The organism is Synechococcus sp. H55.7, from assembly GCF_047462395.1.
Classification (GTDB): domain Bacteria; phylum Cyanobacteriota; class Cyanobacteriia; order Thermostichales; family Thermostichaceae; genus Thermostichus.
The window spans coordinates 172,549-197,799 of sequence record NZ_JANSJD010000001.1; the positions used below are offsets into that span (position 1 = coordinate 172,549).

The window sequence follows — 25,251 nt, forward strand, 5'->3', positions numbered from 1 at the left end:
AACAGTGAGGAGAGAGGATGGGAGCCTATCGCCGATAGGGCTACAGGGACTGCAGCAGGTGGAGCACGGTGAAAACGCCAATGCCCAGCAGGACGAGGGATCCCGCCAAGAAGCCGTAGGCATTGGAGCGGTGCTCTTCCAAGAGGGCCTCAGCGGATTTGGGCGCGATGATGAACCGTCCTCCCGAAAGGGGTTTTCGGATCACAGGATCCCCTACCTCAGAACGCACCTCCCCCATGGCAAAGGCCATCCCATCCACCGGGAGCACCCATTCTTTGTAGACAAAGGAGCGGGTGGAGCGATTTTCTGTTCTCATCCGGGAAAAGTAGCGTTTGAAATCGAAGTTGAACCGGCTGGGGCCTTTTCCGGGGAAAACAGTCTCATCCACAACCAACATGGCCTCTACCTCGGCACCTGTGGGATCCACCCTCACCCTTCCGGTTTCGTCTTCGATGAAAAAAGGGAGCTGGCGAACCACCGAGTGAAGGGTCTCAGTTCTTGTTTCTGTCTCTCTCTCAAGGAGATATTCCCGACCCGTGCTCGGATCGTAGTACACATTGTTGTAATACTTCTGGGGAGGGCCTGCTTCAGAAAACTGCGATTTTTCCAGATGGCCTGGGAAGCCAGGCTTTTGCGGGTAATCGGAGTAACCAGGCTTTTTCTGGAAAAAGTCCGAAGGGGGGTAGCCAGAGCCGGGTTTTTGCTGAAAGGAGGCTGCGCTGAAGTAGCCAGAGCCGGGCTTTTGTTGGAAAGAATCAGAGTAGCCGGGATCCACCCTTTTCTGGAAAGAACCGGAGTCAGAGTAGCCCAAGCCGGGCCTTTTTCCGGTCATTCCCCCCGGATAGGATTTTGCCCGAGATCCCAAGCGCAGAGCGTTCTGGTATTCGCCTTCGCTGATCCGTTCCCTGTAGGCGACATCGCCTTCGCTATTCAAATACTTTCGATAGCACTCGGCTTCGTCATACTCCCAAGTGATCTCCGACTTGTAGTAGACACAAGGCTGGCGTGAAAACTCCGATACCAAAGGCCGATCGCACACAATCCTGCCGTAAACTTGGGCCAAGTTCGATCCTTTTGGGCTTGTCTGACCGAGATTGCGAAGCTCGGCTACCTTGAGCAACCGAGTTGCAGAGAGCTGCTGAACCAACCTCTGGGAGCGCAAATACTCAAAAAATGAAAACAGAGAGCCGGGAAGACAAAGTAGCCCAAGCAGCGTCAGCCAGTTCATAGAGGCCTTCCTTTCCGATGGGGTGGGAGTGAAGTTGGCCTCATGCTAGCAGTTACCTGGGAACAGGATTTTAAGAGGAGTTTAAGGCCAGCTCTCCACCCGGCAACTGGGACGGGTTTCCCCGTAAGGCTTCCAGGAAGGCAAAGACTGCCGGCGGATGCAGCGCCGAGGCCAGGATGGCAGCCCCGATCACCCGCTCCAGGGGGATGGGCAAGCGGCGGATCTGGATCCCTGCGGGAATGGGGAGGGCAGCCAAGCGGGGCAAAATAGCAGCCCCCAGACCCTGCGCCACCATGTTCACAATGGTGGAGTCTTCCTTCACCAAGTAGGCCACCTTGAGGGTTTGGTGGGCCGCTTCCCAGTGGTTGCGCACCGCCGTGGTGCATTCGGCGTAGTTGTAGAGAATGTAAGAAAAGCGGGAAAGATCCTCCCAAGTGAGGGTTTCCGGCAGGGGCCCAAAACTCAGCGGAACCAACAAAATGAACTCGTCGCGGGCGATCTCCCACGTCTGCAGATCCTCAGCAGCCCGCGGCAAGGGCAATAGGCCAATATCCACCTGGCCTGAGCGCAGCAGATGTTCCACTGTGGCCGGATCTTCTTCTGTAAGGGTGACGGCAACCTGCGGAAATTGTTGGCGGAAGCGGGCAATCACCGGCGGCAGCAAATGGGTTGCAGCACTGCGAAAAGCGGCAACCCGCACATTTCCCCCCCGCAACCCTTTTTCCAGGTTGGCTTCATACTCCATTTGTTCCCACAGTTGCAGCATCTTGCGGACATGGCGCATTAGTCGCTCCCCCACCGGCGTTAGGCGGGCCCCAAAGCGACCGCGCACCAACACAGACACCCCCAATTCTTCCTCTAGGCTGGCGATGGCCCGGCTCACCGCCGACTGGGAAATCTGCAATTGCAGGGCGGCATCGCTGAAATTCCCCCGCTCCACCACAGCCACCAGAGTTCGCAGTTGTGAGATGTTCATGGATCCCATCTATTCGATCTGCGCATAGATGTGATGCTATCTCAGATTTGAACCCTCTGCTGGGCCTGACTAAACTGACGACATAACTCCATCTTCACACTGCGAAACAGCACGAAACAGTGTGAAAACCTGTTTTTCTCTCTGTCGTTGGTCAGGTGTTCCCATGGCGAGCTCCATGTTTGCCCTGCTGCCTTTTCATCAATTTCGAGATACCCCCGGCGTACGTTTTTTCGACATCACAGTTGCCCAATCCAACGCCCGCGACTTGGTTTATCATGATGGGCCGGCCATCAGTCCCCCCGACAATCCTCAAGGCTATTGGCAGTTTTACATGCATCCCCACCAAGAGGACAACTTGTTGGCTCTGTGGGGCGGGCGGACGTTTTATTTGGTGAATTTTAGCTGGCGGGATCCCTTCCACATTGTGCGCTTGGAAGCCAATCGAGGTATTTTGCGCATTCCCCCCGGCACTTTCCACCGTTCCATCTCCGATCCGCAGGGATCCATCGTTTTGAACCAGGCGGTGCGCGACGAAAAAGCCATCTTGGAAAAAGAATTTCGCATCTACGACAGCAGCCGTATTCCCCGATTGCTGCAGGTGACCTCGGCGCCCGCACCTTTGCCCCGCATTTGTGCCTAGCACGCGGCAGGTCAATCAAGGCTGGCGATCGGGCGGTGGTACACCGATAAGGCTCGGCCACCTTTGCGGCTCCCTGCGGGCGAAAACTGGGGCTAAAGTAGAGAAGGGTGCTGGGGGCTCGACCCATGCTTTCTCTGGAGCGGAAGGGCGCGGCGGATAGCTCGATCAATTTGGCGGAGTACATCGACCACACGCTGCTGTTGCCGATGGCGACCCCGGAACAGATCGAGCAGGGGTGCGCAATTGCCTTGCGCTACTGTTTTCCCACTTTTTGCGTACCACCTTGTTACGTGCCGCGGGTGGTGGAGCGGCTGCATGGATCCCCGGTCAAGGTAAGCACGGTGGTGGGGTTTCCCTTGGGCACCACCACTGCGGAGGCTAAGCTCTATGAGGCTCAACTGGCGGTGGAGCAGGGGTGCCGGGAGCTGGATGTCCGCATCAACTTGGCCTGGCTCAAGGCGGGGGAGCTGGATCGCCTCCATGCCGAGATTGCCCAACTGGTGGAAGAAACGGGGGTTTGCGTCAAGGCCATTTTGGAAACGGCCCTCTTGACCGAGGCAGAGAAAAAGCTGGCCGGGGAGATTTGCATCGATGCGGGGGCAGCTTTTCTGATGACCTCCACCGGCTGGATGGGCGGGGCGACGCCGGCAGATGTGCAACTGTTGTGGCAGCTCAGCCGGGGTAAAGTGGGGGTGAAAGCTTCGGGCGGCATTCGCACGCTGGCTCAAGCAGAGGCCATGATCCAAGCAGGGGCCAGCCGCATCGGCACCTCTTGGGGGCTGGAGCTCATGCAAGAGCTGCAAGCCAGAGGAACCGCATGAGTGGGCGCACCTATCGGGTGACGGGCATCAACCTAAAGGGGATCCCGCTGGGCGAGTCGGATCGGATCATAACCATCTTGACCCGCGAGCAAGGCTTGATCCGCGCGGTGGCCAAGGGATCCCGTAAGCAGCCTTCCAAGTGGGGAGGGCGAATGGAGCCCTTTGTCATCAACGAGCTGCTGATCGCGCGGGGGCGCTGGTCTGCCCAGACGGAGGCCTGCCAACGTCTGCAGCGCATTGTCCAGGTGGAAACTCTCCAGACTTTTCCTCGTCTTGGCCGCAGCTTGGCCCATCTCACGGCGGCCCAGTACCTGGCGGAGGTGGCCTTGCTACTGGCCTTGCCCGACCAAGCCCAGGAAGAGCTGTTTGTGGTGTTGGTGGAACACTTGCAACGCATCGAACGGGCCGCTTCGGAGCGGGCCGTTTTGCCTTTGCTCATCCATGGGCTGTATCACCTCCTGGCGTTGGCAGGGTTCGCTCCCCAGGTGCAAGCCTGTCACTTCTGCGGGGGGGGGTTGGTCGATAACGTTTTTTTCAGCCCGCAATTGGGCGGCTTGGTCTGCGATCCTTGCCGGGTGGCGCAGCGGCCCAGCCCAATTGTCTGGGTCTCCAGTTCCGTCCTGCAAGCTTTGGGATCCCTGCCCAGTCCAACTTTGCCCCTGGCCGAAGATTCGCTGCCCTTGGCGGCTTGGCTGGAGGCAGAACGTCTGTTGCGGCGCGTTTTGGAGCATCACGCCGACCGCGAAATCCGTTCCGCTGGCCTGCTGGACAGTTGCTATACTCTTCCCACTGCCAACGGCTAGGGAGTGGCGGCAGCCACTTTTTCTGCCGAATAGCCATTCGAGTCATTCCGACCCAGCGCAGCCCTTGTCGCAACCTGAAGAAGTTGTGAAGGTATGTATCAAGTTGGGCTAAATTGCCGCAGAATAGAGCGTCAAGGTGGGGTAGCAGCCGTTTCTGGATGATAAATTAAGGAGTAGAAAGTAACTTCTTACGAAGGTTTCTCAGGTTTGGCAGGGGTCAACCGCAAGGGTTTGTCAGGGGGCCACGCCTGTGCTGCTGGACAAAGTTTAGAACTTTAAGATCGAGTCCGGTGGCCAAAGAGCCTGCTGTTCTGTGTCTGTTTCCCAGGGCTGCATCCTTGAGGTGCGGCTTTGGCCGCCAACAGACGAGGAGTTGGGGGGTCTGAAATTCCCTGGGCAAACCCATCCATTCCAGATCGGCCCCATTGCATCTGCTCACCCCAATTTAGCGCTTGCCTCAATTTTTCTAATCTTTTTTATTGAGAAGTTCAGGAGTTGCGGCACCGTGGAAGCACAGCGTAAGGAACGGATTCTGGTGGTCGACGACGAGGCTAGCATTCGACGCATTTTGGAAACCCGTCTGTCCATGATCGGGTACGACGTGGTTACGGCTTCGGATGGCGAGGAGGCGCTGGAGGTTTTCCACAAGCAGGATCCCGACCTGGTGGTGCTGGATGTGATGATGCCAAAGCTGGATGGCTATGGAGTTTGCCAGGAGTTGCGCAAGGAATCCGACATTCCGATCATCATGCTGACGGCGTTGGGGGATGTGGCCGACCGCATCACGGGGTTGGAGCTGGGGGCAGACGACTATGTGGTCAAGCCCTTTTCGCCCAAGGAACTGGAAGCCCGCATTCGCTCGGTGCTGCGACGGGTGGCGCGGGCAAGCCACGAGGGGATCCCCAGTTCTGGAGTGATTCAGGTGGGGGATATCCGCATCGATACCAACAAGCGGCAGGTCTATAAACGGGACGAGCGCATCCGCCTGACCGGGATGGAGTTCAGTCTGCTGGAGCTGTTGGTCAGCCGCTCGGGGGAGCCGTTTTCCCGCTCCGAGATTTTGCAGGAGGTGTGGGGCTATACCCCGGAGCGCCATGTGGATACGCGGGTGGTGGATGTCCACATTTCGCGGCTGCGGGCCAAGCTGGAAGATGACCCCAGCAATCCAGAGCTGATCCTGACGGCCCGCGGCACCGGCTATTTGTTTCAGCGCATCGTTCAGGGCGAGGAATAGGTGGGGTTTTGAGAAGGGATCCCTGACAGCGTCTCTTCGAGGGCGACCCGCACCTGCCGCAACACGCCAACCCAGTCTCCTGGTGTGTTTTGCCGAAACAGGCGCATTGTCTCAGGGTACCAGGGGCTGTCTTGCCGCTGGAGGAGCCAGCGCCAATCGGCGGCAAAGGGCAACAGCACCCACACCGGCTTGCCCATCGCGCCGGCCAAATGAGCAACGGCTGTATCGACGCTGATCACCAGATCCAACTGGGCAACGGCTGCGGCTGTATCGACAAAATGGCGAAAACGGGATCCCAACTCCATCACCTGGTGCTGTTCCAGGAGGGATCCCACTGGGCTTAGATCTTCCCCCACCTGTAGGCTGACCCACTGGATGGCGGACGTTGGCAATTCCCGGAGCAGCAAGTCCAAAGGACAACTTTTCAGCCTTTGCACGCGGTTTAGCTCAGGGTTGGCGCGGCGGCCACTGGCCCATACCAGTCCCACCTTCAGTTTTCGCGGGGGAAGCTCTGGCCAATCTTCCGGCCAGGCCGAGCTCCCATCGGGACAGGTCAGATAGGGGATGCGGGCGGGAATTGTCTCCAGCGTGGTGCCCAGGCGGTGGGGCAGGCTGAGCAAGGGCAGGTGCTGGTCGAAAGAGGGCAAGGGATCCCTCTCCGAGATAACCTGTACCTGGGGGAAGGCGGCTTGCACCAGCTCGACGAGGGATCCCTGACAGCGGAAGAAAATTTGGGCTGCAGGATGGGCGGCGGCCAAGAGCGGCAGGTAGCGCACAAACTGAATCGTGTCCCCCAGCCCTTGTTCGGCGTAGATCAGCAGCGTCTGCTGGCCCAGAGGGGATCCCGGCCACAGGGGCGAGAGGAAGCGCGGATAGGCTGCCCCTTGTCGCTGCAGCCGCCATTCGTACTCCCGCCACCCCTCCTCATAGCGGCCCAGGGTGAGCAAGGCCGTGCCCAGGTTGTAATGGATCTCCGGCCAGTCGGGGGCCAACTGCAGGCCGCGCCGATAAGCCTCAATAGCGGCCTCGAGTTGGTTTTGCTCTTGCAGGACGGTGCCCAGGTTGTTGTGGGGCTGCGCCTCCTCCGGCAGCAGCGGGATGGCCTGTCGCAGACAGTCGGCGGCCTCCTCTAGGCGGTCTTGTAGGTGCAGGCAGTGGCCGAGGTTGACGAGAATCCGCCCCTCCTGCGGCGCCAGGGCGAGAGCGCGGCGAAACCAGGCTTCCGCTTCCCCAAGCTGGTTGTCGAACAGGAGGGCGTTCCCCAAAGCCGCCAAAGCATAAACTTGGGGAGGCTGGGCTGCTGCGGCCTGGCGCAGCACCGCAATCGCCTGCTCCCGTTTCCCCAAAGCCAGCCAACAACTGCCCAACCGCAAGAGCAGTTGCCCATCGGCAGGAGCAAAAGCCAAGCCCTGTTCATAGGCGCGCGCCGCCTCCTCCGGGTTGCCCAGTAGCATCCAGGCATCGCCCAGCTCCTGCCAGGCTGGCACCCAGTCCCTTCTCAGATGCAAAGCCAATTGCAGGGGGGTCAGGGCTTGGCAGGGATCCCCCATCTGCAGATAGAGGGATCCCAGCAACGCCTGGGCGGCGAACAGGTGGGGATGGGCCCGGGTAAGCTGCCGGCAGAGGTGCAGTGCCGTCTCCAGATCCCCTGCTTGTCGGTGGCGCTCGGCCAGCGCCAGGGTCGCCTCCGGGGAAGGGCAGGGGGGTAGAGCGGAGCCTCGTCCTAGGCCCTTTGGCCCAGCCGTCTGCCGGTCGCTTTTTCCTCGCCCGAAGCCCTGTGGCACGGTTTTTCCCTTGGTGGATCCCTTTTTACCCTTCCCGCCGGCATGCGGCAACAGCGGGACATCTTCCTACTCAGGTTAACAGTTCAGGTTAGTAGGACGTTCTTGACAGAGTGTTCCTAACCCCCCGCCCATGCATCGGGCCATCCTCGGGGCTTGCCTTCCGAGGGCTCAGTTGCGGCGAAACAGGCTGTCTAAGTAAATACGGGCGGCGCGCCGATCTGTGTCTCCGCTCTGGAGCAGGAATAGCGAGAGTGCCGCCGTCACCACCCGATCTTGATCCCAGTCGGGGTGACGAGAGAGGTAGTTTTTGAGAGTGTCGTGTAGCTCCTCGGGAATTTCGCTCAAAATGCTGACGGTGGGAGAATCCATAGCCCAACCACCTACTCGGGGTTAACAGTGAAACCAAGAAAACCTAGGGATCCGGCCAAAACCGGGCCTGCCTAGAAGGGAATCGCAAACAAACCAACCCAGCTCTCTAACTTGGGTATGCCGGGGGCCGCATCAGCCCCGTCAAAAGCAAGACAGTCTGTAGAAGTTTGCCCCTAGCCCGTCCGGCAGCGGCCAGAGGATACCAGGCTGCCCCTTGGCCTTGTCTCAGGCAGGAGAAGGGATAGAGTTCTTGGGCAAAGGGTTCTTTGCCTCTGAGGAGAGCTGCCAGGAAAATCTCCCCCTCACCTCAGGTGCGGCTATTCTGCCCTCTGCCCCATGGGGGCTGTCAATCCTGGGCAGCGGCTCCAAGTTTGTTAGAGTCCGCCGCTGGTTTTGATGCCATCGGCAAAAACGGCGCGATCCCGTTACATTTCTAAAGGTGTATCCGCTTGAACTTTCCAGTTTGGACTTTTCCACAGAAACCCTCGCTGCCGTTTCCTGTGGCAAGGAGTCTGTGGAAAACAGCCCGCCCGCCTGTGGAAAGTCTGGGGAAAACCTGTGGATTTCTGAGAAATCTAAATTTGTCCAAAAATTTTTTCTCGCGAGCCCCCTCAGGGCCACTCGACCCGGTAGCGCAAAAACAGCTCCTTAGAGCCACGGTGGCACTCCAGCAGCTCCAGCTGGGGCGGGGATCCCTGCAGTTGCCAGCCCTCGATGCTAGCCGGGGCATCGGCATACCCACTCAGCAACACCGGCGCCAGGGTTACCCACAGCTCATCCAAGCTCCCTGCCTGCAAAAACGCCCCCAAAAGCCGCCCCCCGCCCAGCAACCCCACCCGTTCAATGCCCAAACTGCGCAGGCGGGCCAGCCGTGCCGGCAGATCCCAATCGGCAGCCACCCAGATATCTGCAAAGCCGGTGCGGTTCTCCCAAATCCGGGATCCCTGGGGAGTGGTCCACAGCCAACGGGTGAGGGGCTGCCGAAAAAACGGCAAATCCTCAGGAATATCCCCGCTGCCGGAGCAGATGATCGTCAGAGGCTGAGGAGAGAGGCCCTGCTGGAGTCGGCGTTGGATGAGCTCGGGATCCCGGAGGCGAAGGCTGGTGCCGTAGGCCCGCAGCGTGGCCGCCCCCATAATCAAAGCCTGTTGCCGGGCAGCTTGGTTTTCCAGGTGCCGATAGTCTTCGGCGCTGGCGAAGTGGGGCCTTTGCCCGCGGTGAGCTGCCAGCTTGCCATCCAGACTTTGGGCCAAGATGGCCACCACATGGGGACGAGCCGTTTTCAAAGGCAAATCGGGAGCAATCGGCCAGAATAGAGTTAACAGGGGTCACCCCCTTGCCGCTTTGGTTTTGGGGTCACCTACGCGGGACAAGGATGCTCGGGACATTCCAATCTTCCACCATCCGCATCGAAGTCGAGGCCAGTGCATCGACGATACAGCGCTGCTTGACCGAGGTGGAGTTGTTGCAGCAGTGGATCTGGCCACAGCAATTGCAGGGATCCCTGCCCGCCAGGCTGGAGCCGGGCAGCACCTTTGCCGTCCAATGGGGCCCCCTCTCGATCCCGCACCAAGTGGAAACCCTGCTGCCGGAACGGCTGCGCCTGCTGATGTGGGGCGGAGCCGATGGCTACTGTGATTGGCGGTGGGGGAACGGCTGGGTGCAGTTGCGGGTAGAAGCCGTTTCTCTCTTGCCCTTGGGCTTGGGACAATTGCTGATGCTGCGCCGGCTTCAGCAGTTTGCTCAGAGCCGGGAACAACGGCCTCTTGCAGCTTAAAGATGGACATTCCTGCAACATCCGTGGATCCCCGGCTTGACAAAATGCATCACAGTTACACTCCCTCGCCTTTCTAAGAATTTTCCGACATGATAGCTGTAGTTAAGCTTACTCCTCATGTCCGAGAGGCCCCATGAATCCGTTGACCAGCTCCAGCCCAGCCGCTATTGAGCGGGAGAAGTTCGAGATCCGCTTGGGGGAAGCCCTCAACAAAGCGGGGTTGCTCACCCCCGCCCAGTTGGCTCAGGCCATGTGGGAAAAGGCGGACAGCCCCCTGATGTTGGGGGAGCTGTGTATGCAGCACGGCTGGGTTGCCCCGCAAGATCTCTATCCTTTGATCCCGGTCGAGTTGGTGCGCATCGGCGAGATCCTGGTGCTGCACGGCTACCTGGAGCTGGAGCACGTGTATCAAGCTCTGCTTCAGCAGAAGCACCACCCCGAGCGCAAGTTGGGGGAGATCCTGGTGCAGCAGGGCTGGGTGCAACCCCACTGGTTGGAGTGGGCCCTCGACAAGCAGCAGCAGCTACGGCGACGGCGAGGAGCTGCCAACAGTTGGGAAGTGATGGTGGAGCAGTGGTCCACCATTTCGGATCAGCCTCCCCTCTACGCTTCGCCGCTGCAGGCAGCGCAGCAGGTTCACAAAGCTACCGCGCAATACAAAGCCCAACTGGAGCGCTACCAAGAGCAGGTTGCCGCCCTAAAGGCGCAACTGGAGCAGGAGCGACAGCACCAGCAAGCTACAGCCGAGCAGTTGCGGCAGCAGATTGCTAACTACCAGGCCCAGCAGCAGCGAATGGCCGAGTTGGAAGCCCAACTGGCCGCCCAGATTCAGCAGGGATCCGAGCAACACAGGGCTGCCCAGCAGCGCATTCAAGAGTTGGAGGAGCAGCTCCAAGCCCAGCAAGATCGGGGATCCGCGCAAGTCCAGGCCCTGGCCAAACAGTTGCAAGCTTCCCAAGCCGAGCTGGAGACCTTACGTCGCCGCTGCCACGAGCTGACAGAATGGCAATCCCAGGCCAAACCCAAGCTGCAAGAGCTGGGATCCCGGCTGCAGCAGCACCAGCAGACGGAAGCCCACCTGCGCCAGACGCTGGAGCAGAAGGAAGCCCAACTGGCCACCCTGAGCCAATCGTTGCAGGAGCACCAGCACCAACTCCAACTGGCTCAATCGACGAAAACTCGCCTCATCGCCGACCTGGCCCACGCTCGCCAAGAAGCCGCCGAGACCATCCACCGGCTGCAGATGCAACTGCAGGAAACTCAAGCCCGACTCCAAGAAACCCAAGCCCAGCTCCAACAGGCCCAAGAGCAGGTGCGTCAGCTCCAAGCCCAACTGCAAGCAGTTCAGACACAGCCAGCCCCTCCCCCTGCCACCGCGCCTACGGCCCAGCAACAAGTCCCGCCGCAGGCCATCTCAACGCCGACTGTAGCCGCAAGAGCAGCAGAAGGGGAATTACCGCCCCAAGGGTATTTGGGAGAAGAGGACTTGGAAGCGCTGCAGCGGGCCACCCCTTGGGTGCAGCGGATCTTGACCCAATTGCGGGCAGCCGGCCTCCTCGACAATGCTGGCATCGAAGCCGTCATCCATGCCTGGGAAACAGAGGGCGGCACCTTCACGGATGTGCTGACCCACCACAGCGGCCTCAAGCCAGAGACGGTCAAGTTTTTCAGCGAAGACGGCTACTCTGTGTACCTAGCAGGTGGACGGCATGTAGCCGACTACCTTAAGGCCTCGGGGCTGGTCAGCGCCGTCCAAATCGAACAGATCCAGAAGCACCTGCCGCCGGCGGGATCCCTGTGCCAGGCCCTTGCCCAAGCCGGGATCCTGTCGCAGGCCACCGCCCTCTATTTTGAGCACCACTTCGGCGGCAAAAAGCCCCGCCGCTCCCTGCGGGAAGAGCTGATGTTGTGAGAGTGGGTCGGGAATCCGCACCTCTTTCCCATCTCTTGCACCGGCAGGGGATCCGAAGGCAAATAGGGGCTGCCGGCAGACGCCAATGCGTTCACCAGAGTTCACTAGACTAGGAACTAGAATAGATTCAGAATCAACAGCGGCAAATTTTTGTCTGTTGAGAAAGTTGAATCGGATCTAAGGCATCAAAGTTACCGGATGTTGTCTTGAGTTCTGCTGCTATGACCACGGAAGCTCCCACTCGACCTGCTCAGCAGTCGTCTCCATCGAGAACCCGGGTTCGTCAGCCCTACCCCCACTTCAAGGTGATCGTCTTGGATGACGATTTCAACACCTTTCAGCACGTTACCGAATGCCTGCTCAAGTACATCCCCGGCATGACCCTGCCCTTGGCGCGACAACTAACCGTGCAGGTGGATGCCGAAGGGCAAGCGGTCGTCTGGGTCGGCCCGCAAGAGCAAGCGGAGCTCTACCATCAACAGTTGCTGCGGGAGGGCCTGACGATGGCCCCCCTGGAGCCGGCCTGAAGCACAAGTTGCTCGTAGCTGCGCTCAACGGCGGCCAACAGCTCTGCCTGGCCCCAGCCGGCATATAGGCTGCTGGCAATGGCCAGCCCACCCGCCCCCACCCCCTCCTTGACATAGCCCCGCTCGTAAGCCTGTAAGGGGGCGTAGCGGCTATTGGCAAAGCTCAGTTGGGTAGCCAAAAGGGGGGCAGTCCCCAGCAACTCGGCTAAGGCCACCGTATTGCCGGAGGGATCCTCGGCCACCCAGCGGGTGGTGCCTACCACTACGTTCTCCGGGGGCCAAGGGATCCCTTGCTCTTCCCCCCAGCGCCGCATCAGGGCCAGCACCGCCAGCATCTGGGTGCCGCCCGCCAGCAGCACCGGCCCCCGCTGGGCTGCCGCCATCGCCAGTCCGGCCACAAAGGGCTGCATCGGATCCCCCACAGCGGCCACCACCTCTGGCGCTGTAGCGTTGGGCGAGAGATGGGCCAGACCTTGCCGCGCCAAGGCCAGCTTTTGGGCGTGGTTACAGACCGGGTGGCTGCTGTTGACCATGCCCTCTGCTTGCCAGCCCAGCCCCAGCAACACCGCCAGTGCCGTGGTGGTGCCCCCTGCCACACATTCGCCGATGACGCAGTAGCTCGACTCCAGCCGGGATCCCCGCCCATACCCCTCCTGCCACAGGGATCTCACCTGTTCCAGAGATAAAGCCTGCCCCGTGCTCAAGCAGCGGGCCATCCCCCTGGCGCTTGCCGTTTCTGCCCCCGGCAGCGGCTCCGGCAAACCACAGTCGAACACGCGACAGGGGATCCCCAACTCCCTCAGGACGGCGCGGCTGATCACCACCGGTGAAGGATAGCCATCGGGAGAGGTGGGTAAGCGGTGAGAATAGCCCCCCAGCAGCACCTCTCCATCGGCAAGGGCCGTGTAGCGCCGCAAGGAGGGCGTGGCGCCGGCAGCGGAGATGCCCGGCACAAGAGCTGTTTCCGTAAACCCCAGGCAGGCCAAAAACAGCGGTCGGGATCCCTGCACCCGTTGGCACCACTGCCGGGCCAAAGCCGGCTGCGTGTAAGCCTTCACACCAGGAAAGGGGAACATAGCAGAGAGCGGGGCAGACAGGCCCAAACTCCATTCTCCACCCAAGCGAAGGGCGGGATCCCGTACTGGCCGGAAAACGGCAGGGACTGCGCCCCCCAACCCGATCGGATAGGATGGGTATATCCAATACAGTTTATGCAGAGCAAACCGAAGGCCATGAGTTTTTTCGACTCGGAGATCGTCCAAGAAGAAGCCAAGCAACTGTTTCAGGACTTCCAAAACCTGATGCGACTTGGCGAGCGCTACGGCCAATTCGACCGGGAAGGCAAAAAAATCTTCATTGAGCGAATGGAAGAATTGCTGGAGCGCCAGCGCATTTTCATGAAGCGGCTGGAGCTCTCCGACGACTTTATGGCTCAGATGACCATCAAACAACTGCAAACCCAGCTTGGGGGATTTGGGCTCTCCCTAACCCAAATGTTCGACCAGATGCACCAGACCCTAGAGCGCATGAAAGCCGAGGCAGACTCTGAGCGCTGACCCCAAAGAATGACCCAGACAAAGGCTCATGTCTTCTTCCCGCCAGACCCGCAACCAGAAATTAATTCTGGAGCTGCTAGAGCAGCGCTCACAGCCCCTTTCGGCGCAAGAGATCTTTTTGGAGTTACGCAATGCCAACCACACGGTGGGTCTGGCCACGGTTTACCGAGTTTTGGATGCTCTGCGCAATGAGGGCAAGCTGCAGGCGGTCAACTTGGGGGATCAGCAAACCTACTATCAGGTTCTGCCCAGCAACGGCCACAACCGCCATCACCTGATCTGCACCGAATGTCGGCGGGTGGTGCCTCTGCCGGATTGCCCGGTGGAAGATCTGGAGGAGCAGCTTGCCAGCCGCTACCAATTTGTGATCGAGTACCATGTGCTGGACTTCTACGGCATTTGCGCCGAATGTCGTGGAAAAGGTGGGCCAAGCCCTGCTTTGCAGAGATCCCCTTGCCGCGAGGCCAAGCCGCAATGATGAACTATCTCTGGACGGTGTTGATCGGGTTGGCAGGTGCCCTGATCGCAGTCAAGCTGAGGCTGCCGGCAGGAGCCTTGGTGGGCTCGATGGTAGCAGTGGGTTTGGTCAATGTTTGGGGGGCGATCCCGATCCCCACTCCCCCAGCCGGGATCCGCTTTGTCATGCAGGTGGTGCTGGGCATCCTTTTGGGCAGCAAGCTCACTGCTGAGACCTTCTTTGCCCTGAAGGATCTGTGGCGACCGGCCCTGCTCTGTACGGTGATTGCGGTGGGCACGGGAGTTTTGTCGGGGTATTTGATCTCCCGTTGGTTGGGCATCGAGCGCCTCACGGCCATCTTGGGCACGGCGCCAGGGGGCATTTCCGATATGAGCTTGATTGCCCTGGACATGGGAGCCCAAACCAGCACAGTGGTGGTCATGCATCTGGCCCGCCTGATCAGCGTCATCGTGGTCGTCCCCTGGGTGGTACGGCTGCTGATCCAGCCGGGCACCAGCTAGGCAAGCCCCTAGAGCTGCAGCAGGGGGTGGGTTAGACTAAGGAGCGATACAGAACTTAACAACCGAACCTCCGCCTTGGAACTTTCCCCTTCTCCACTGACCTACCAGGCCGACGCCGCAGGATCCCCTTGGAGCGCTGCTCTCTGTTCTAACGTCTCCTCTGGCCAAGGCGATTGGTGGCCTCTGCAACTGCATTGGCAGGGGGAGGCAGACCCGCTACAGCCTGAGTTGGTGCAGGTGGATCCCGTGTTGCGCCTGCTGCTCTTGGGGGATGGCTTGACCACCCGCAACCTAGCTGCCTTGACCCAAGAGCCGATTCAGGCCCATCTGCTCGACACGGGCCGGGTCGATTTGCCGGCGGAGCAGAGGGCCGCCCCCCAGTCCATGCAACGGCTGGCCAAGGATTTGGCACGGCTGGGATCCCCCTTGGTGCGGCGGCGGGTTTGGCTGTGTGGAGCAACCTCTCAGCAGCCCTTGCTCTATGCCACCTCTTGGTGGAACTCCGACCATCTGGCTCGATACTTGCCCCATCCCGATTTGCCCATTGGCCAAAATCTAATCCAAGAAAAACTGGAGACCTTTCGCGATCTGCGCGGCCTTTACTATGGTGAGACAGACCCGATTGCCCGGCTGCTGCAGTGTCCTGGCCCTTTCTGGGCTAGGCATTATCTTTTGCTGCACCGAGGCCAACCTTTGACGGTTATTTACGAAGTTTTCTCCTCCCGCCTGCAGGCCAGGGTCTTGTCGGGCTAGGGCGACATCCAGCGGCGCACGGCTGCGGTGACTGCGGCTGCTACACCCGGATCCGACTGGGCGCTGGCAGAGATGCGGTGATAGTCCTCTGGGGTCAGTTGATGGGCGGCGATGACCTTGGCGGCTGCGGTTTCAAACTGTTGTTCAATTTGCCGACGTTCCTCGCTGCCGTTGGCCTGCTGCAGGCGATTTGGGTGGCCGCCAGAAGGGGCTGCACCGCCAGAAGAGCGCGGGCGAAGCGGTCGATCTGCTCTGGGGAAGGCTTCAAGAATCTTCAGCTAGAAACTGCAGGAGCCCCGCCCTGTACCCGTAGGGTCAGGCTCGGGAGAAATGCGGACGACATATAGTTGTGACATGACCCAAGTCCTGACTATCTCCTGCAAGCTCAAGGTGTCTGCTTCGCAAGCCGTGAAGCTAGAGGCAACCTTGTCGGCTTTTGCACAAGCACTCCTCGCGCCAGCGGGCCGTAGGCCTTACTGGGTCAACCAAAACACGCCAGAGAAGGCGGTCAACGCAGTCAAGCTTCAATCGCTCTGCTACCGCGCAATTCGTACCCGCTTCGGGCTATCCAGCAACCTAGCACAACAGGTGTGCAGAAGGCTGGCCGCTGCCCGCAAGGTTGCCCAGCAAAAGAATCGTCCGGTCAAAGCGTTCAAGTCTGGCTTTGTTACCTTTCGCGCTAGCGGGACGGAGTCCTTTGACGCCCGCATCTTCTCTTTCCGTGAGAGGGACTGGACGGTGTCGCTGACCACCGTTGAGGGGCGGGAACGCTTTGAGTTGGCAATGGGCAACTACCAGCGGGGCGTGTTGGCAGGCACCAATCCCAAATCGGCCACGCTCATCAAGCGCAAAGATGGTTCTTACTACATCCAGATTGGCGTGGAGCAGGACCCACCGGAGCCACGAGACACCACCGGGGCGATTGGTGTGGACTTGGGTAGGAGAGATATTGCCCATACCAAGGACTCCGTCCCGCTGACGCGAACAGAAGGAGACCACTGAAATGGACAGCAGTTGAACCGGGTCAGAGACCACTACTCCCGGTTGAGGGCGGCTCTGCAACGCAAGGCCGGTAAGGGCACACGCAGTTCTCGGCGCAGGTGTCGGCAACTGCTGCAACGGCTGTCTGGTCGGGAGAGACGCTTTCAAGCTTGGGTGAACCACTGCATCTCCAAAGCCATTGTTGCTAGGGCACTGGCCACCCACCGTTTTATTGCCTTGGAAGACCTGACCGGGATCCGGGAGCGTACCAACCAACAGCCACGCAGCAAGACGGAGCGGCGCCGGTCGAACAGTTGGGCGTTTTACCAGTTGCGGCAGTTTGTGCATTACAAGGCCGCCAGAGCAGGGACCCAGGTTGTGGTGGTGCCGCCTGCCTACAGCTCGCAGACCTGTCACCGGTGTTTGTGGATTGGGCAGCGGGAAGGGAAGCATTTTCGTTGTGTGAACCCGGCCTGTGGTTGGGAAGGGGATGCGGATTTGAACGGTGCCAACGTGATTGCGCTTTTGGGGGTCGCTGTAAACCGGCCCAGAGGCCCGTGGTTGGCTTGCCAACTGCAGGGCTACCATTCGCGTCAGCGGCGCGGAGCGCTTAAGCCCGCTCCGTACCGCTTAGCGGTCGGAGTCGGGTAGTTTACAAGGGGAGATCCTCATCTCCGAGGCGTTGCCCATCTGGGGGACGGAGGAGGCCGCCCAAGAAGGATCCGCGTTGCCGGACAACTGAGGGGTGCCAACAACAGCCGTTTTGCTGGCCACATCATTCAAACCTCGGGCCGGGCTGAGGGCATTCCAAGGGGCCAAACTTGCCAAACAGAGAGCAGCCCCACTCAAGCCGGCACTCAAGAGAGCAAGCCAGGCAGCAGAGGTCACAGCCGGCTGCGGCAAGGGAGAGGGCTTGGGGATGAGACTGAGGATGAATCTGCTCATACCGCTCCTTTGGGCGATAGGGCTGTGGATGGTAGACGGGTTATTCGGCAAGGCTTACCTGCATATTGACAAAGAACGGATCGCCTTAGCCCACGAGCTGTTTGGCCTGTGTTTTCGCAGAGTTCCCCCTAGTTGGCGAGACGACATTGATCGGCTGGAGTTGATCCCGCGACATACCAAACGGGATTTCGAGGTTGAGCGGCAGAAAGAGTAGTCTTCAATCCAAGTAAGCGCTCAGCTCCTGCTCCAAGGTGGGCAGTTGCACCTCTCCCCGCTCCAGCTCCTCCAGGTCTTGCAGTTGTCTACGCAGGCGGGCAATCCGCTCCCGTAGATACTCTTTGATGCCCTTGGCCCCCAGGCTGAGGCAACTGCGGCAGATCTCGCCATAGATTTGGCCCCGGTCGTTGTAGACCACCGCCAGCAGCACCTGCTGCCCCTTTTTCTGGATCGGGGTGGCCCATCCGCCGCAGATAATGCAGGGCACGCGGCCATTGCCCCCGTAAATGCTGCGTTCCCAGACAACTCTCACGCTCGGCCTCACTGCAACTGTCGCCCACCAGCATAAGAACCCAGGGGGATCCCTTGCCACCCCAAACCCCAGAGCACTCGCCACCTCCCCTCTCCCTCTGGGAGAGGGGCCGGGGGTGAGGGCTGGGAGAGGGGCCGGGGGTGAGGGGTTAAAATCGCCCTGTCAGGCCCAAAACCGCACCGCCTGCCGGGATCCCTGGCACCCAAGAGAAGGCTGCAGTCTATTGAGAGGATCCCCACTCAACGGTTAGGGTTGCCAAGGTGTCCAAATCCTGTTTCTATTGCCGATATGATGAGCCAAGCCCCTCTGCGCAGCATCGTCTCTCCCTTAACCCACAACCCCCTCTGGTACAAAGACGCGATCATCTACGAGCTACCGGTGCGGGCTTTTGCCGATAGCGATGGCGATGGAGTGGGCGACTTCCAGGGCCTGACGGAAAAGCTGGACTACCTGCAGGATCTGGGCATCACGGCCCTCTGGCTGCTGCCCTTTTTCCCCTCCCCTCTGCGGGATGATGGGTACGATGTTTCTGACTTTACCAACGTCAACCCCACCCTAGGCACCCTAGAGGACTTCAAAATCTTTCTAGATGCCGCTCACCAACGCGGGATCCGCGTCATCATCGAGCTGATCCTCAACCACACCTCCGATCAGCATCCCTGGTTTCAGCGGGCTCGGCGCGCCGCCCCCGGCACCCCCGAGCGGGACTTCTACGTTTGGAGCGACACCCCGGAAAAGTACAAAGAGGCCCGCATCATCTTTCAAGACTTTGAAACTTCCAACTGGGCCTGGGATCCGGTGGCCAAAGCCTACTACTGGCATCGCTTCTACTCCCACCAGCCGGATCTCAACTACGACAATCCTGCCGTGCAGAAGGCCATCTTCGAGGTGGTGGACTTTTGGCTGAGCATGGGGGTGGACGGCCTGCGGTTGGACGCGGTGCCCTATCTGTACGAGCGGGAGGGCACCAACTGCGAGAACCTGCCGGAAACCCACGCCTTCCTCAAGGCCCTACGCAAATACATTGACGAAAGATATCCCAACCGTATGCTGCTGGCGGAGGCCAACCAGTGGCCGGAAGATGCCGTAGCCTACTTCGGCGACGGAGACGAGTGCCACATGGACTTCCACTTCCCCCTGATGCCGCGGCTGTTCATGGCCATCCAGATGGAGGATCGCTTCCCCATCATCGACATCCTGCAGCAGACTCCCCCCATTCCCGAAACCTGCCAGTGGGCCATTTTCTTGCGCAACCACGACGAGCTCACCCTGGAGATGGTCACCGACGAAGAGCGGGACTACATGTACCAGGTGTACGCCAAGGATCCCAACGCGCGGGTCAACCTGGGCATCCGCCGCCGCTTGGCGCCCCTGCTGGGCAACAGCCGCCGCCGCATCGAGCTGATGAACAGCCTGCTGTTTTCCCTGCCCGGCACGCCGGTGATCTACTACGGCGACGAGATCGGCATGGGGGACAACATCTACCTGGGGGATCGCAACAGCGTGCGCACGCCGATGCAGTGGAGCGCCGACCGCAACGCCGGCTTCTCTCGGGCTAACCCGCAGAAGCTCTACCTGCCCATTGTCATCGACGCCGAGTACCACTACGAAACCGTCAACGTGGAAGCGCAGCGGAACAACCCCTATTCCCTGTGGTGGACGATGAAACGGATGATCGCGGTTCGCAAGCGCTTCCAAGCTTTTGGCCGCGGCTCTTTTGAGCTGCTGCACCCGGAAAACCGCAAGGTGCTGGCCTTCATGCGGGCCTACGGCGACGAGCGCATCCTGGTGGTGGCCAATCTCTCCCGCTATGTCCAGTGCGTGGAGCTGGACTTGGCTCACTGGGAGGGGCTGATCCCGGTGGAGATCTTCGGGCGCACGCCGTTTCCCCCCATCGGCCAACTGCCCTATTTCCTGACCCTGGGCCCCCACTCCTTCTACTGGTTTTCCCTCGAGCCGCAGCGACCAACGGAGCGGATCCACCCCAGTCACAGCAAGCCAGAAGAGTTGGATCGCCTGCCCACCCTGCTGGTTCAAAACGGCACGTGGGAAAGCCTCTTTCAAGGGGAAAGCCAAAAGCAGGTGGAGGCGGTCTTGGGCGACTACCTCTACCGCTGCCGTTGGTTCGGCTCCAAAGCCCGCCAGATCCAGTCGGCCCAGGTTTTGGATGCCATTCCCTGTAACCGGGAAGGGGATCCCCCCTTTCGGGGCCAGATTTTGCTCTTGCAAGTCGAGTTTACCGAGGGGGAAGCAGAACTCTACTCTTTACCCGTGGGCTACGCCACTCAAGAGGCGGCCCTGCACCTGCGCGTAGAGGCGCCCCAGGCAGTCATCCTCCCTGTGCAGGTGGCCGGGGATCCGCCGGGCGTGCTTTTCGACGCGCTGGCCGATAAAACCTTTTTGTCGTTGCCGCTGCAGATCATCGCCCAGCAGGGCCGCCTGCGCCACTCCTCAGGGGAGCTGTGGGCCACCACCTTTGCTCCCTTTGAGTACGACCTCGGCCTTGAACCCCGCATCCTCAAGGCGGAGCAGAGCAACACCTCGGTGGTCTACGGCAATCAGTACATCCTCAAGTTCTATCGCAAGGTGGCCGAGGGGGTGAATCCAGAGCTAGAGATCGGCCGCTACCTGCTGGAGCACCATCCCCAGGTGCGGGTGCCGCGGCTGTTGGGATCCCTGGAATATCGCCGCCGCCGTGGGGCGCGGGGCTTTGATCCCAGCGATCAGCCCATCACGTTGGCCATTTTGCAGGAGTACATCCCCAACGAGGGGGATGCCTGGCACTACACGCTGGACAGCCTGGGGCAGTTTTTCGAGACGGTGCTGGTTCACTACCTAGAGGTGGATCCCGTGCCCGTTCCGCAGGGATCCTTCTTGGAGCTGTCTCAACTCCCCTTGCCGGAGCTGGCCTACGCCACCATTGGCAGCTACCTGGAGTCGGTGCGGATCTTGGCCAAGCGCACCGCCGAGCTACACCTTGCTCTGGCTGCCGACACCGAAAACAAAGACTTTGCCCCCGAGCCCTTCTCCAGTCTCTACCAACGCTCCATCTATCAATCCATGCGCAATTTGGTGGGGCAGGTGTTTCCGCTGCTGAACAAGCAGATCCCCAAGCTGCCGGAGGTGGAGGCCAAGTTGGCCCGGGCTGTTCGCGACCAAGAAGGGGAGATCATGAGCCGCTTCCGCCTCATCCTGGAGCGGAAGATCACGGCTTTGCGCACTCGCTGCCATGGGGATTACCACTTGGGCCAGGTGCTGTTTACCGGCAAGGACTTTGTCATCATCGACTTTGAAGGGGAGCCGGCCCGCTCCCTGGGAGAACGCCGCCTCAAACGCTGCCCCCTGCGGGATGTGGCAGGGATGCTGCGCTCTTTCCACTACGCCGTTCACACCGGCTTGCGCCAGCAACTGGAAAGCGGCCTGGTCTGCGGGGACAAGTGCCCCGACATGATGCGCTGGGCCCAGTTTTGGCACCGCTGGGTTTGTGCTGCTTTCTTGGCCGAGTATCTCCAGGTGGCTTCCCAAGGGGCTTTTCTGCCCCGCAGCCCGCAGGAGCTGGAAGTGCTGCTAGAGGCCTATCTGCTGGAGAAGGCCATCTACGAGCTGGGCTATGAGCTCAACCACCGTCCCGAGCAGGTGGAGATCCCGCTGCGGGGGATCCTGCAGTTGCTGGGCATTTCCACCCAGGTTTGAGGGATCCCGGATGTGCGGACGGTTTAGCCTGGCGGTTGCTCCCGAACGGCTGCAGCAGCATTTTCAACTCGGGAAGGGGGCAGTGGCGGCGCTCCAGCCCCGCTACAACATCGCCCCTTCTCAGCCGCTGCTGGCGGTGGTGGCGGGATCCCTTCAGCGCCAGGCCACTCAGTTCCGCTGGGGCTTGATCCCCAGTTGGAGCCGCACTCCCAAGGCCGGGTGGATCAATGCCCGCGCCGAGACCGTGGCCGAGAAACCCTCTTTCCGCCAGGCCTTTTGCCGCCGCCGCTGCCTGATCCCGGCAGATGGCTTCTACGAGTGGGCCGACCAGGGCACGGCCAAGCGACAGCCCTACTGGTTTTACCTGCTGGATCGACCGGTGTTTGCCTTTGCCGGCATTTGGGAGCGCTGGCGCAGCCCACAAGGGGTGGAGAGAGAAACTTGCGCCATCCTCAACACGCCAGCCAATCGGCTAATGGGGCTTTTCCACGAGCGGATGCCGGCCATTTTGCTAGAAGACGATTACGACCTCTGGCTGGATCCGCAGGTGCGGGATCCGGCGCGGCTCCTGCCCTTGCTTCACCCCTACCCGGCAGAGGCCATGGCCGCCTACCCCGTCAGCACCCATGTCAACAACCCTCGCCACGAGGATCCCACATGCCGGGCTCCCATCGGAGAAGCGGTGCAGGGATCCAACCTCAGCGAGCCCGCTGGTAGCGCATCCCCGGCAGTTGCACCAGCCAGCCCTCCAGTTCCATAAGCAGCAGGGTGCTGGAGAGGGTGGCAATGTCCATCTGGGTGGCCTGAGCCAGGGCATCGAGGCTGAGGATGTCGTTGCCCAGGAGCTGCCAGAGAAGCTGCTGCTGCGGATCCCTGGGGCCGGCGGACAAGGGTTGGTCTGGGAGAGGGGATCCCTCAACCAAGCCCAGCTCTTGGAGCAGCTCCTCGATCCCCAGGATCATCGCTGCACCACTGCGGATGAGGTGCAGACAGCCGCGGGCCGCTGCCGTGTCGATATTCCCCGGCAGGGCATACACCTCCCGCCCGTATTGGTTGGCTAGGTGAGCGGTAATCAGCGCCCCTGAGCGCTCTGGGGCCTCCATCACCAGGGTGGCGCGGCAGAGGCCGGCGATAATGCGGTTGCGCTGGGGAAAGTGCTCCTTGGCCGGCGGCGTGCCGGGGGGATATTCGCTGAGGACGGCCCCTTGTTCCAGGATGCGCCGGTAGAGAGCGCGATGGTGGTCGGGGTAAACCTGATCCACCCCAGTTCCCACCACGGCCACCGTCTTGCCGCCTGCCTCCAGGCAGGCCTGGTGGGCAATGCCGTCGATCCCGGTGGCCAGTCCCGACACCACCACGCAGCCAGCTTCCGCCAGGGCGGCGCTGACTTTCTGGGTCCACTGCCGACCGTAGGGGGTGGGGGCGCGGGTGCCGACAATAGCGATGGCCGGCTGCTGCCAGTCGGGGCACTCGCCTAAGACGTAGAGAAGGGGCGGTGGATCCGGCAGCTCCCACAACAAGGGCGGATAGCCGGGATCCGCAGGGGTTAGGAAGGGGATGCGGGGCTTTTGGGTTTGCTCCAGGATCTCCCCAGGGTCGAGGCCAGGACGGGCAGAGACAATCGTTTCTGCCAGGGTGGGGCCAATGCCCTCTACCTGCAGCAGGGCCGGAACATCCGCCTGCCAGGCCCGTTCCAAGGATCCAAAGAACTCCGCCAGCCGCTTGAGGCGGTGGGGGCCGATCCCTCTAATCCGCGCCCAAGCCAGCCAGTAGGGCCGCTCTCGTTCGCCCCCAGCCTCCCTTTTGCCGGCAGGATCGGAAGGGGAAATCGAGAAAGACAAGTTCAGCTCCCCCCAACAGTGGCTGTAGTACCTTAAGTAATGGTCAGCAAAAAAGCAGGAGATAAGTGAATGTTAGGGTTGGATCCTGCTGGTGGTTCTCAGGCGACAAGGCCATTGCGGCTTGGACAAGGACGCCAGGCTTGGGTGTGGGGGATCTATCCGCTGCTGTGGCTGTTGACCTGGGTGGGATCCCGCTCGGCCCAGCCGCAGCTATTGGGGATCCCGGCTTGGTACTGGGGAGCAGGGTTGGCGGTGCTGCTGTTGGTGCCCCTGAACTTCTACTTTGTGCGAACTTGCTGGCCCAGGGCTGGAGATGAGTGACACGGTTTTGAGTTTGGGGGTGGTGGGGGTGTACTTGCTGCTGCTGGCGGCCATTGGTTGGTGGAGCTACCGCCGCAGCGGCCAGGATCCGGTCAGCTATTTCCTGGCAGGGCGGGGGCTGGGATCCCTGGCCTTGACCTTGACCACGCTGGCGACGCTGCTCAGCGCCTTTACCTTCCTCGGCGTGCCGGCGGATGCCTACACCCACGGCCTGGGGATTTTTTTGGCCGTGGGGGTCACCACGGCGCTGATCTCAGGGCTGTTTTTTGGGGTGGGCTACCGGGTGTGGCTGGCGGCCCGCCACTTTGGGTTCATCACCCCCTCAGAGTTCTTTGGCCACCGCTTCAACAGCCCTCTCCTGGCCCTGCTCTATTGCCTAAGCGCCCTGACGTTTACCGCCCCCTACATCAGCATCCAGATCATTGGCGGGGCGCGCACCCTGGCCGCCGTTTTGGGGGAAGGGATCCCCTACTGGCCCCTGGCGGTGGGGGTGGCGCTGGTCATCCTGGGCTATGTCCTCTTCGGCGGCTCCCAGGCCGTGGTCTGGACGGACGTGGTGCAGGGGATCATCTTGGTTGTGGGGATGGGAGTGGCCTTTGTGGCCGTGGCCTTGAGTTGGGGCCAAGAGGCCGGCAGCCGGTTGGATCCCTGGCTGAGCTTGCCCGGCCCCCAGGGGCGCTGGAGCTGGCAGACCCTGCTTGGCAACCAACTGCTGTTTTTGATGGCCACGCCCCTTTTCCCCCAATTTTTTCAGCGCTTCTACATGGCCAAAAGTGCCCGTCCCTTCCAGACCCTGATGGTGGTCTGGCCGCTGCTGATCCTAGTGGTGTTTTTCCCGGCAGCCCTCATTGGCGTCTGGGGTCGGCTGGCTTTTCCAGACCTGCAGCAGCCGGATCAGATCATGCCGCTGATGTTGCAGACCCTGCCCAGCGGCGTGGCGGCAGTGGTGATTACAGCGGCGCTGGCGGCTTTGATGTCTACGGCGGACTCGCAACTGCTAACAGCCAGCTCCCTGGTTACCCGGGATCTGGTGGTTACCTTGCTCAAGCGCCAGCTTTCTCCGCACCAGGAGGAGCTGTTGGGCCGCTGGGTGGTGCTGGGGATTGGGCTGGTTTCCTTTGCCATTGCCGTCAGGCCACCGGGGCTCATCGCCCAGATCGCCACCTGGAGCTTTCAGGGCAACGCCATGCTCTTTCCCCTCTTGGTGGCCGGCCTGTACTGGAAGCGGGCTACCCGCGCCGGGGCCGTAGCCGGAGCTTTGGTTTCCAGCGGTCTCACCTTGGGCTGGCTGGCGGGCCTGTTGCCCCAAGCCTGGACGGGGGGCTGGCTGCCGGTGATCCCGGCGGTGGTTGTCGGCACGGCGGTGCTGGTGGGGGTGAGCTTGCTCACTCAGCCCGACCCGGAGAGGCTGGCCGCCTACTATGAGAGCGGCCCTTGGGGGGAGGAGATCTCGAAATAACTGGATTGAGACAGATCCCTCACCCCCGGCCCCTCTCCCTGAGGGATGACCCTCACCCCCGGCCCCTCTCCCTGAGGGACGACCCTCACCCCCGGCCCCTCTCCCTGAGGGACGACCCTCACCC

27 protein-coding genes and 1 pseudogene are annotated in these 25,251 nt (G+C 60.9%); 17 read left to right on the forward strand and 11 right to left on the reverse strand.

From position 1 onward, the window contains the following. Positions 1-40 precede the first annotated feature (40 nt). Both NW851_RS00785 and NW851_RS00790 read right to left on the reverse strand, forming a co-directional pair. The gene (locus NW851_RS00785) at positions 41-1,063 is read right to left on the reverse strand and encodes an E3 ubiquitin ligase family protein (protein WP_414336581.1); all 1,023 of its coding nucleotides are present in this window, start codon (positions 1,061-1,063) and stop codon (positions 41-43) included. Positions 1,064-1,298: 235 nt separating this feature from the next. Beyond that, positions 1,299-2,204 carry a LysR family transcriptional regulator gene (locus tag NW851_RS00790; RefSeq protein ID WP_414335058.1) on the reverse strand — a complete coding sequence of 302 codons (906 nt, stop codon included), beginning with the start codon at positions 2,202-2,204 and terminating at the stop codon, positions 1,299-1,301. Between the two features lie 175 nt (positions 2,205-2,379). On the opposite strand from NW851_RS00790, the gene NW851_RS00795 reads away from it, so the two are divergent. The 4 genes from NW851_RS00795 (at position 2,380) to rpaB (ending at position 5,702) form a co-directional block, all read left to right on the forward strand. After that, positions 2,380-2,844 carry a redox protein gene (locus NW851_RS00795; protein WP_414335063.1) on the forward strand — a complete coding sequence of 155 codons (465 nt, stop codon included), beginning with the start codon at positions 2,380-2,382 and terminating at the stop codon, positions 2,842-2,844. Between the two features lie 125 nt (positions 2,845-2,969). Next, complete coding sequence (gene deoC, locus NW851_RS00800; protein ID WP_414335057.1) at positions 2,970-3,665, forward strand: deoxyribose-phosphate aldolase; 696 nt, start codon at positions 2,970-2,972, stop codon at positions 3,663-3,665. Next, the gene (recO, locus tag NW851_RS00805; protein WP_414335056.1) at positions 3,662-4,468 is read left to right on the forward strand and encodes a DNA repair protein RecO; all 807 of its coding nucleotides are present in this window, start codon (positions 3,662-3,664) and stop codon (positions 4,466-4,468) included. Before deoC ends, recO begins: the two co-directional genes overlap by 4 nt. Positions 4,469-4,973: 505 nt before the next feature. Then, positions 4,974-5,702: a response regulator transcription factor RpaB gene (gene rpaB / locus NW851_RS00810; protein ID WP_414335055.1), complete on the forward strand. Its 729-nt coding sequence runs from the start codon at positions 4,974-4,976 to the stop codon at positions 5,700-5,702. On the opposite strand, the gene NW851_RS00815 is transcribed toward rpaB, so the two are convergent. The 3 genes from NW851_RS00815 to NW851_RS00825 all read right to left on the reverse strand — a co-directional run bounded on the left by NW851_RS00815 (position 5,687) and on the right by NW851_RS00825 (position 9,141). Continuing rightward, on the reverse strand, positions 5,687-7,486 hold the full coding sequence (locus tag NW851_RS00815) for a tetratricopeptide repeat protein (RefSeq protein WP_414335054.1): 1,800 nt from the start codon (positions 7,484-7,486) through the stop codon (positions 5,687-5,689). The two genes, rpaB and NW851_RS00815, sit on opposite strands and share 16 nt — an antisense overlap. Positions 7,487-7,654: 168 nt before the next feature. Further along, positions 7,655-7,855: a DUF2811 domain-containing protein gene (locus tag NW851_RS00820; RefSeq protein WP_011430239.1), complete on the reverse strand. Its 201-nt coding sequence runs from the start codon at positions 7,853-7,855 to the stop codon at positions 7,655-7,657. Between the two features lie 611 nt (positions 7,856-8,466). After that, complete coding sequence (locus tag NW851_RS00825; RefSeq protein WP_414335053.1) at positions 8,467-9,141, reverse strand: RibD family protein; 675 nt, start codon at positions 9,139-9,141, stop codon at positions 8,467-8,469. An 89-nt stretch (positions 9,142-9,230) separates the two neighbouring features. On the opposite strand from NW851_RS00825, the gene NW851_RS00830 reads away from it, so the two are divergent. The 3 genes from NW851_RS00830 (at position 9,231) to clpS (ending at position 12,071) form a co-directional block, all read left to right on the forward strand. After that, positions 9,231-9,632 (forward strand): hypothetical protein, encoded by a 402-nt coding sequence (locus NW851_RS00830; RefSeq protein WP_414336584.1) that lies wholly within the window; start codon positions 9,231-9,233, stop codon positions 9,630-9,632. Positions 9,633-9,765: 133 nt separating this feature from the next. After that, entirely contained in the window at positions 9,766-11,544 is a 1,779-nt protein-coding gene (locus NW851_RS00835; RefSeq protein ID WP_414336586.1) for a hypothetical protein, read from the forward strand. 221 nt (positions 11,545-11,765) lie between these two features. Continuing rightward, positions 11,766-12,071 carry an ATP-dependent Clp protease adapter ClpS gene (gene clpS, locus NW851_RS00840; protein ID WP_011430234.1) on the forward strand — a complete coding sequence of 102 codons (306 nt, stop codon included), beginning with the start codon at positions 11,766-11,768 and terminating at the stop codon, positions 12,069-12,071. Here clpS and cobT read toward each other — a convergent pair. Further along, a complete protein-coding gene (cobT, locus tag NW851_RS00845; protein ID WP_414336588.1) occupies positions 12,020-13,147 on the reverse strand; it encodes a nicotinate mononucleotide-dependent phosphoribosyltransferase CobT in 1,128 nt (375 codons plus the stop codon). The two genes, clpS and cobT, sit on opposite strands and share 52 nt — an antisense overlap. A gap of 156 nt (positions 13,148-13,303) precedes the next feature. On the opposite strand from cobT, the gene NW851_RS00850 reads away from it, so the two are divergent. From NW851_RS00850 to NW851_RS00865, 4 genes are all read left to right on the forward strand, one after another. Then, positions 13,304-13,627, forward strand: coding sequence for a DUF1825 family protein (locus tag NW851_RS00850; protein ID WP_414335060.1), 324 nt, complete (start codon positions 13,304-13,306; stop codon positions 13,625-13,627). A gap of 28 nt (positions 13,628-13,655) precedes the next feature. After that, the gene (locus NW851_RS00855) at positions 13,656-14,105 is read left to right on the forward strand and encodes a Fur family transcriptional regulator (protein WP_414336590.1); all 450 of its coding nucleotides are present in this window, start codon (positions 13,656-13,658) and stop codon (positions 14,103-14,105) included. Then, complete coding sequence (locus NW851_RS00860; protein ID WP_414335049.1) at positions 14,102-14,605, forward strand: AbrB family transcriptional regulator; 504 nt, start codon at positions 14,102-14,104, stop codon at positions 14,603-14,605. Before NW851_RS00855 ends, NW851_RS00860 begins: the two co-directional genes overlap by 4 nt. 75 nt (positions 14,606-14,680) lie before the next feature. Next, the gene (locus tag NW851_RS00865; protein WP_414336593.1) at positions 14,681-15,358 is read left to right on the forward strand and encodes a chorismate pyruvate-lyase family protein; all 678 of its coding nucleotides are present in this window, start codon (positions 14,681-14,683) and stop codon (positions 15,356-15,358) included. Here the strand turns inward: NW851_RS00865 and NW851_RS00870 are convergent. Next, positions 15,355-15,507 carry a DUF4168 domain-containing protein gene (locus tag NW851_RS00870; RefSeq protein WP_414336217.1) on the reverse strand — a complete coding sequence of 51 codons (153 nt, stop codon included), beginning with the start codon at positions 15,505-15,507 and terminating at the stop codon, positions 15,355-15,357. The two genes, NW851_RS00865 and NW851_RS00870, sit on opposite strands and share 4 nt — an antisense overlap. Beyond that, positions 15,453-15,626: a hypothetical protein gene (locus tag NW851_RS00875; RefSeq protein ID WP_414336215.1), complete on the reverse strand. Its 174-nt coding sequence runs from the start codon at positions 15,624-15,626 to the stop codon at positions 15,453-15,455. Before NW851_RS00875 ends, NW851_RS00870 begins: the two co-directional genes overlap by 55 nt. Positions 15,627-15,712: 86 nt before the next feature. Here NW851_RS00875 and NW851_RS00880 point away from each other — a divergent pair. Next, positions 15,713-16,990: pseudogene (locus NW851_RS00880) on the forward strand (RNA-guided endonuclease InsQ/TnpB family protein). Here the strand turns inward: NW851_RS00880 and NW851_RS00885 are convergent. Beyond that, a complete protein-coding gene (locus NW851_RS00885) occupies positions 16,970-17,284 on the reverse strand; it encodes a hypothetical protein (protein WP_414336595.1) in 315 nt (104 codons plus the stop codon). The pseudogene NW851_RS00880 and the gene NW851_RS00885 overlap by 21 nt on opposite strands. Between NW851_RS00885 and NW851_RS00890 the strand changes: the two genes are divergently transcribed. Beyond that, complete coding sequence (locus NW851_RS00890) at positions 17,271-17,498, forward strand: hypothetical protein (RefSeq protein WP_414336597.1); 228 nt, start codon at positions 17,271-17,273, stop codon at positions 17,496-17,498. The genes NW851_RS00885 and NW851_RS00890 overlap by 14 nt on opposite strands. Before the next feature lie 3 nt (positions 17,499-17,501). On the opposite strand, the gene NW851_RS00895 is transcribed toward NW851_RS00890, so the two are convergent. Beyond that, positions 17,502-17,813, reverse strand: coding sequence for a hypothetical protein (locus NW851_RS00895; RefSeq protein ID WP_414336599.1), 312 nt, complete (start codon positions 17,811-17,813; stop codon positions 17,502-17,504). Between the two features lie 288 nt (positions 17,814-18,101). Here NW851_RS00895 and treS point away from each other — a divergent pair, with 288 nt between their 5' ends. Beyond that, positions 18,102-21,506 (forward strand): maltose alpha-D-glucosyltransferase, encoded by a 3,405-nt coding sequence (gene treS / locus NW851_RS00900; protein ID WP_414336601.1) that lies wholly within the window; start codon positions 18,102-18,104, stop codon positions 21,504-21,506. A gap of 10 nt (positions 21,507-21,516) precedes the next feature. Next, positions 21,517-22,266: an SOS response-associated peptidase gene (locus NW851_RS00905; protein ID WP_414336603.1), complete on the forward strand. Its 750-nt coding sequence runs from the start codon at positions 21,517-21,519 to the stop codon at positions 22,264-22,266. On the opposite strand, the gene dprA is transcribed toward NW851_RS00905, so the two are convergent. Next, on the reverse strand, positions 22,205-23,347 hold the full coding sequence (dprA, locus tag NW851_RS00910; RefSeq protein ID WP_414336605.1) for a DNA-processing protein DprA: 1,143 nt from the start codon (positions 23,345-23,347) through the stop codon (positions 22,205-22,207). The genes NW851_RS00905 and dprA overlap by 62 nt on opposite strands. A gap of 114 nt (positions 23,348-23,461) precedes the next feature. Here dprA and NW851_RS00915 point away from each other — a divergent pair, with 114 nt between their 5' ends. Further along, the gene (locus tag NW851_RS00915) at positions 23,462-23,668 is read left to right on the forward strand and encodes a hypothetical protein (protein WP_414335810.1); all 207 of its coding nucleotides are present in this window, start codon (positions 23,462-23,464) and stop codon (positions 23,666-23,668) included. Beyond that, complete coding sequence (locus NW851_RS00920) at positions 23,661-25,127, forward strand: sodium:solute symporter family protein (protein ID WP_414336607.1); 1,467 nt, start codon at positions 23,661-23,663, stop codon at positions 25,125-25,127. Before NW851_RS00915 ends, NW851_RS00920 begins: the two co-directional genes overlap by 8 nt. Positions 25,128-25,251 lie beyond the last annotated feature (124 nt).